This is a genomic window from Moorena sp. SIO2C4, from assembly GCF_010672485.1.
GTDB lineage: Bacteria > Cyanobacteriota > Cyanobacteriia > Cyanobacteriales > Coleofasciculaceae > Moorena > Moorena producens.
In genome coordinates, this window is record NZ_JAAHGN010000429.1 from 1 (window position 1) to 6063 (window position 6063).

11 protein-coding genes are annotated in these 6063 nt (G+C 42.8%); 7 read left to right on the forward strand and 4 right to left on the reverse strand.

The annotated features are described in order from the left end of the window. Together F6K20_RS20995 and F6K20_RS21000 are read left to right on the forward strand one after the other, a co-directional pair. Window positions 1-260 (forward strand): hypothetical protein (locus F6K20_RS20995; RefSeq protein ID WP_502708854.1); only part of this gene is annotated, 260 nt, incomplete at its 5' end. Between the two features lie 6 nt (window positions 261-266). Continuing rightward, window positions 267-716 (forward strand): PIN domain-containing protein, encoded by a 450-nt coding sequence (locus tag F6K20_RS21000; protein WP_287265992.1) that lies wholly within the window; start codon window positions 267-269, stop codon window positions 714-716. Window positions 717-837: 121 nt separating this feature from the next. Here the strand turns inward: F6K20_RS21000 and F6K20_RS21005 are convergent, their stop codons facing one another. Beyond that, the gene (locus tag F6K20_RS21005; protein ID WP_287257375.1) at window positions 838-1551 is read right to left on the reverse strand and encodes a hypothetical protein; all 714 of its coding nucleotides are present in this window, start codon (window positions 1549-1551) and stop codon (window positions 838-840) included. 38 nt (window positions 1552-1589) lie between these two features. Between F6K20_RS21005 and F6K20_RS21010 the strand changes: the two genes are divergently transcribed. Further along, window positions 1590-2066, forward strand: a complete 477-nt coding sequence (locus tag F6K20_RS21010) for a hypothetical protein (RefSeq protein ID WP_287295919.1) — start codon at window positions 1590-1592, stop codon at window positions 2064-2066. Window positions 2067-2270: 204 nt separating this feature from the next. Here the strand turns inward: F6K20_RS21010 and F6K20_RS21015 are convergent, their stop codons facing one another. The 3 genes from F6K20_RS21015 to F6K20_RS40785 form a co-directional block, all read right to left on the reverse strand. After that, window positions 2271-2468, reverse strand: a complete 198-nt coding sequence (locus tag F6K20_RS21015; protein WP_287255937.1) for a type II toxin-antitoxin system HicB family antitoxin — start codon at window positions 2466-2468, stop codon at window positions 2271-2273. A gap of 559 nt (window positions 2469-3027) precedes the next feature. Then, window positions 3028-3408 carry a clan AA aspartic protease gene (locus F6K20_RS21020; RefSeq protein WP_287255935.1) on the reverse strand — a complete coding sequence of 127 codons (381 nt, stop codon included), beginning with the start codon at window positions 3406-3408 and terminating at the stop codon, window positions 3028-3030. Further along, window positions 3405-3677 carry a hypothetical protein gene (locus F6K20_RS40785; RefSeq protein ID WP_287255939.1) on the reverse strand — a complete coding sequence of 91 codons (273 nt, stop codon included), beginning with the start codon at window positions 3675-3677 and terminating at the stop codon, window positions 3405-3407. The genes F6K20_RS21020 and F6K20_RS40785 overlap by 4 nt, the downstream gene beginning before the upstream one ends. Before the next feature lie 577 nt (window positions 3678-4254). On the opposite strand from F6K20_RS40785, the gene F6K20_RS21030 reads away from it, so the two are divergent. The 4 genes from F6K20_RS21030 to F6K20_RS21045 form a co-directional block, all read left to right on the forward strand. Continuing rightward, window positions 4255-4437, forward strand: coding sequence for a DUF6888 family protein (locus F6K20_RS21030; RefSeq protein ID WP_287255934.1), 183 nt, complete (start codon window positions 4255-4257; stop codon window positions 4435-4437). After that, window positions 4437-4646, forward strand: coding sequence for a DUF6887 family protein (locus F6K20_RS21035; RefSeq protein WP_502708855.1), 210 nt, complete (start codon window positions 4437-4439; stop codon window positions 4644-4646). Before F6K20_RS21030 ends, F6K20_RS21035 begins: the two co-directional genes overlap by 1 nt. A gap of 758 nt (window positions 4647-5404) precedes the next feature. After that, entirely contained in the window at window positions 5405-5794 is a 390-nt protein-coding gene (locus F6K20_RS21040) for a type II toxin-antitoxin system RelE/ParE family toxin (RefSeq protein WP_287254592.1), read from the forward strand. Further along, the coding region (locus F6K20_RS21045; RefSeq protein ID WP_287295921.1) for a helix-turn-helix domain-containing protein at window positions 5791-6063 on the forward strand (273 nt) is incomplete at its 3' end. The genes F6K20_RS21040 and F6K20_RS21045, both read left to right, overlap by 4 nt.

A 6063-nucleotide genomic window follows, 5' to 3' on the forward strand; every position in this document is an offset into this window, starting at 1 on the left:
TTGAAAATATTCCCGACGAACAGATTCCACAATTATTACAAATCATTCGTTTATTTCGTCAAAGCCAAATGACGAATAAAGAATCTGTATATCATTGGCAAAAAGCGATGGCTCGGCTGGAAAAATCTGATCCAATTCAACGAAAGCAGCAACAACAAAAGTTAAAGGAGTTATTTGAATCTTGGAATGAGTTAGACGAAGAAGAAGACCAAAAAGAAACTTGGGAAATCATTAAATCGATCAAAGGAGTTTCGATTTAAACTAAGATGAGCAAAGTGATAGTTTTAGATTCAGCCCCTGTTGGTTTAATTACAAATCCAAAAGGCGCTGCGTTGTCACTGAAATGTCAAGAATGGTTTTATAATCTTTTTGACCGAGGATATGATGTTGTTTTACCTGAAATTATCGATTATGAAATTAGAAGAGAACTATTACGAGCAAATAAGGTATCGGGAATCAAGAAACTCAATCGCCTTAAAGCCGAAATAATATATCTCCCGATTACTACAGAAGTTATGTTAAAAGCTGCCGAATTATGGGCGGAAGTCAGAAAAAAAGGAAAACCAACAGCGGATCCTAAAGCTTTAGATGGAGATGTTATTTTAGCCGCTCAAGCTATTTTAGTTACTAATTCTGGGTATGACGTTACTGTGGCAACCAATAATACAAAGCACCTATCTTTATTTGTCAATGCTCGGGAATGGCAAGAAATTTAAAAATTTAGATGATTCATTATTACACCCGGAATTATCTTCTAAAATTAATAGGAATTTGGTGCGTTACATTTCATTAACGCACCCTACAATATCGGGCGATCGCACTGTTGAATGGCGCACCCTACTTGAGTGACGCCCGCACTATCTCCTCCATCGTGCCAGCGTGTTTTTGGTTAAATTCACCTATCTCTCGATTAACCTCATTTTTCGCAACTTGATCCTCTGGTGAATTTTTATCCTGAACCTCTTGATCTATCGCCTCTTCCGCTGTAGTGCTCTCTTCTTTATCCTCTGTAGTAGAGCTATCGGTGCTAGCAGTATTTTCGGCGGATTTAGAAACTTCAAATAGCTTTTCTCTTAGGGCATAGGCATCGCGAACAAACTCATGAATTTGCTCTGGTGGAAGTTGTTTCGCGTCTGCTATTTTTTTATTGATATCCTTTATCTCAGCATCCAGTTCATCTTTGGTCATATTAAACAAATGACCACCAATGGGAAAACCTGCTTCGCTGGACCCTAAGGCATCATAATGCTGGCTATAAGACTCCTTGAAGTTATTGAGTAAGGTTTGATAATCAGGGCCAGAGGTATTCGTATCTGAGTCATCTTTAGTTCCACTATCGGCAGAATCGCTATCACGCTTGGTATTAGTTAAATGATCAATTAAGGCATAGGTATCTTTGAGGATTTTTTTGGTATTGTCTGAAGGGACTTTTACCGCTTTCTCCATCGCCTGAGCGAGTTGATCAACTTGTTGATTCATCTCACTCTCGGTCATGGTAAATGGATTTTTTAATTGATCGAAACCTTTTACAGCCTCCAATTTCTTAAACATATCGCCGGTAGAGTCTTTGAAAGAGGCTAGTTCAGACTTTGAGATGGGCTGACCACTTGACCTTTTGTCTCTCAGACCTTGCCCCTGCTTTAAAAGCGATGCAGCGCGGTCTTGGGGGTTTCCCCCATGAGCGACTGCATCAAGACAAAGAAGCAGCATCATCTTTGGATAGGTTAGAAGCACCGGCAAGGGCTTCACTCAATTTCTCAATCTCCGCCTCAGTCGTCATACCGGTGATCGGATTTATTTTTCCTTGGGATTGGGAGTTGGAAGAATCTGAAGATGCTTTTGAAGACTCTTTCGCTTTCTTTGCCTCTTTTTTCTTCTTGCGGATTTTTTTTGTTTTACTTGATAGTGACATATATAGTATTTTTCTTGCTTATTATTATTTACAGCGGTTTGCAATTCAGTTAGGTACAAAGTTCTGGGTTTTTAGGGAGCAGGGAGCAGGGAGCAGGGAAGTCGGAAGTCGGAAGTCGGAAGTCGGAACAGGGAAAACAATCCTGTGTACCTGATAGTTATGCAAACCGCCGTAATATGAGGAGCGTGAGGGATTGTCCTGTTTATCGGCTCGATGGTTTTCCTTCTCGGTTAGTTTGGTGCGTTATTAACACATCCTACAAGAGCGATGCTCCAAAAGAGCCGCTAAAAGCGTACGCACTACGGCATCGGAGACTACGCAATCTACAAATCATCAGGCGACCCTTGCTCATGCTGCATTAAAGGTAACACAAACCCAAGTCAGACTGAGCTTCACCGCTTTCAAGACGTTCTGCAATCACCCGCAGAGCCAGAGCTTGTACTTTAGTCAATGCTTCCTCTAGGGTTTGACCATATAACATCACCCCAGATAGTTCTGGAATCTCTGCCAGCCAACGTCCATCCTCTTCTTGCTCAACTTCTATCTTAAAGATCATGACTGGTGCTAGTAATGAACTACAATCATAGTAACAATTACAGGCAGCGGACACACTATAGTCTTAAATTTTTATCGGATAGTACGCGGTCGCAAAATTGGTAATAGTTACGGTTCAGCAGCATAAACCAATCCTGGGTTTCGTTCCTCAACCCACCGGACAAGTCACGATCGCATGGATCAATGTATGTTATCCGCAACATAGGATAAGCGTCCGCACTCACCACCTCAATTCATTCGTAGCTTGGGGTGACGGAACGGAAACCCAACAAAATCAGACCGCCACACCAATTAAATTGTAGGTTCTATTTTGTTAGAGCAGATACCCGGCTCTTGGGTCGAAGACGTTGGGTTGAGGGGAATTATGTTGGGTTTCATTCTTCAACCCAACCTACAACAGCGATGCTCCTATTGAGCCGCTAAAAGCGATGCTCCTATTGAGCCGCTAAAAGCGATGCTCCTATTGAGCCGCTAAAAGCGATCGCACTATGTGTGGGGTTACCCTAGGGGAAGCAAGCCTACGTTCCAAGGGCCTAACCTACATGCTGCTATCGCTCAAATTATGAAATAGAGGGTGAAATTTTTTCTAGCGAAACCAAACCATTGTCTTCAAAATCTATCTCCAGATGATATCCTCTCATCAAAGCTGTTCCAAGTAAAGGTTTATAACCAGAAGCTAAAATAGGGACTACTTTTTCGATATTGTCCCAAACAATTGTGGCTAAATGTATAGATAATAAAGCTTCCCTACCATCTGCTAATCTTGCAGGTGTGCTAGAATATAATGGAAGATTCATTACACTGACTGCTTGGGGTGGTAGGGTAAGATGATCGTTGAACCCAGTGTCGATAATAAAATCTAGAGAAAAATCTGGTTGTGTAGGTAAACGAAAAGTTACTGGTACTATAGCTTTCCCGTCAATCAATCTGCCGTAAATCATGGTACAGTTCGCTCAATTGCACCACCAAAGCTGACCGCAACGTCATAACCAATCCGCATAGTAAACAATCTGGCGTTTGGTTTCTTTTGCTTGAACCTTAATGCTGTTTCCACACCAGTTTGATCTATTCCGTATTCACCAGTTTCAGCATCAATCACAATCATTTTGCCAATATTATCGCCATATTCAACTTGTTGGCGAATGCCATTTTCGTACAGTTGTTTGGCTCTTTGGGCGACTTCTTCTATACTCCAAAAAATAGCTTGCATGATAATCACACCTACTTTTTGCTCCTTAGTTATTGTAACCGAATAGCAGTGAGATAAGAATTGAAAAGCCAAAAGGGATTTGGGATGAATAGTATTTATGGTGCGTTGCATTTCATTAACGCGCCCTACAAGAACGGCGATCGCACTTAGTATAACACGATCGCATGGATCAATATATGTTATCCGCAACATAGGATAAGCGTCCGCACTCACCACCTCTATTCTATCGTAGGTTGGGGTGACGTGATAGAACCCAACAAAATCAGACCGCCACACCAATTAAATTGTAGGTTCTATTTTGTAAGAGCCGATACCAGGCTCTTGGGTCGAAGACGTTGTGTTGAGGGGAATTATGTTGGGTTTCATTCTTCAACCCAACCGACAAGAGCGATGCTCCTATTGAGCCGCTAAAAGCGAACGCACTCAGTTTTGCAGCGGACGCTCAAGAAGGCACTAATGATGAAAAGAACAAAGGAACAAGAATAGCAATTTGTGTTTAACGTGGAGAGATGTTGGTGAGCATGAGCGGCAACTAATGATATGCTATTATACTTAGTATGTACCTGGGAGTTGCAGTTTGCCAACACAGCAGCAGTTAGTAACCGTGGCATTTCTATGTCAGTTGCTTTCTAACCTATACCAGCCAATTCAGGTTTTTCGTTACGATCAGGGGTTCAAAACGATCTATGTGCAGGCTGGAGTAAATGATGAAATTGCGCTCGTAATTGATGAAGATGGAAGCTGGGAATTTGTTCTATGATGCACAATCTGTCCCAAATGACTAACACAGAGCTGAAGCGTTATATTTCTGAGCATCGAAATGATGACAAGGCTTTTCACGCTGCAATGGAAGTTTTGATGAGCCGTCGTAATCCTGCTAATCGCCATCCCTACCCTTTTGAACTCAAAAATCCTGAGGCTGAAGTTGAAGCAATTTTGAGAGAGAAGCTTAATCATACTGAGATTTAAATCCAAGGCGGGTTATGGCATCCAAGCAGCTGGCTATGTAATGGCTTAAGTTGACACCAATGGCTGTCGGCTTACGCCTGAGCCACACTGGAAATTTCAATAGGGTATTTCATGAATCGACTGGCAGGTTGTACTGGCGACACGGCTTTTGGGCAAACTCAGCTTGCATACCGAAATCGACCTGCCTGGAAATCATTCAGTCCTTTTTGAATGCCCTTTATAGCCTCCTGTGAATCTTCCACCTCCGACTCTAAGACACTAGCCAGCAATTCGGAGGCAACCAAGCGAACAACTTGACCTCGCTGAGCAGCATATTCACGCAGTAGTGCTTCTAATTCTGAGCATAGGGATAACTACTTTTGTCATCGACCTACTTTCCTCCCAACCTTTGCTTCTGCGCTTTATTCTCGCTTAGTGTGGGGGTGCGTTACTAAGGCATTTCCTCAACCCACCGGACTAGTCACGTCCGCATGGATCAATGTATGTTATCCGCAACATAGGATAAGCGTCCGCACTCACCACCTCAATTCAAACGTAGGTTGGGTATAGGAACGGAAACCCAACAATATCTGACCGCCACACCAATTAAATTGTAGGTTCTTTTTGTTAGAGAGAAAACCCCGTACAAGAGTCGAAGACGTTGTGTAGTGGGGAATTATGTTGGGTTTCATTCTTCAACCCAACCTACAACGCGCGATGCCCCAAAAGAGCCGCTAAAAGCGATCGCACTTAAAGTATCATGCAATGTATGATATTATATAAAATGTAAGAGGTTATATTGCGGATTTTCATGCGTTGCATGGTTTCAACGCTTCTCCCGTAGGGAAAGAATGACAGATGCCATGTTGCTCACAGCTGTGATGCGGGCAGAGCAAGGCTTAATCGATGCTGATCTCGGTGGAGGTGTCATCAAGCAGCGCATTGCCCGTGAGAGCCAGGGTAAGTCTGGAGGGTATCGCTCGATCATCCTATTCCTATGCGGTGATAAGGCGTTTTTTATATATGGGTTTGCCAAAAGTGAGCGCGATAATATCTCCAAGGATGAGCTAGCAGACTTTAAGAAGGCGGCTAAAGAGTACTTGGCTCTGTCAGATGAACAGATTCAGCAATTGATAGATATTAAGGCACTAGGGGAAGTTAAGCAATGAGCGAATCACTACAGTACAAATCAGAGGCTTTTGCTGCCATCCATGAGTCCATGGAAGCTTTGCATCAAATTGGTGCCATTACTAAGCAGACGATGGATGAGTTTGATCAAACCTGTCTTACTCCTATAGAATCCCTATCTCCACAAGATATCCGTGCTTTGCGGGAGCGGGAAAATGCTTCTCAAGCAGTCTTCGCTCGTTACCTCAATGTTTCACCCCTTCATGTTTCCGACTGGGAAAGTGGTGTTAAAAAACCTGGGGGAGCTGCG

What these genes read in the sequence shown, in the direction of transcription:
- F6K20_RS21035 (WP_502708855.1), top strand. Translation starts at nt 4,437, where the DNA reads ATGCACAATCTGTCCCAAATGACTAACACAGAGCTGAAGCGTTATATT.
- F6K20_RS21015 (WP_287255937.1), bottom strand. Translation starts at nt 2,468, where the DNA reads ATGATCTTTAAGATAGAAGTTGAGCAAGAAGAGGATGGACGTTGGCTG.
- F6K20_RS40785 (WP_287255939.1), bottom strand. Translation starts at nt 3,677, where the DNA reads ATGCAAGCTATTTTTTGGAGTATAGAAGAAGTCGCCCAAAGAGCCAAA.
- F6K20_RS21005 (WP_287257375.1), bottom strand. Translation starts at nt 1,551, where the DNA reads ATGTTTAAGAAATTGGAGGCTGTAAAAGGTTTCGATCAATTAAAAAAT.
- F6K20_RS21020 (WP_287255935.1), bottom strand. Translation starts at nt 3,408, where the DNA reads ATGATTTACGGCAGATTGATTGACGGGAAAGCTATAGTACCAGTAACT.
- F6K20_RS21000 (WP_287265992.1), top strand. Translation starts at nt 267, where the DNA reads ATGAGCAAAGTGATAGTTTTAGATTCAGCCCCTGTTGGTTTAATTACA.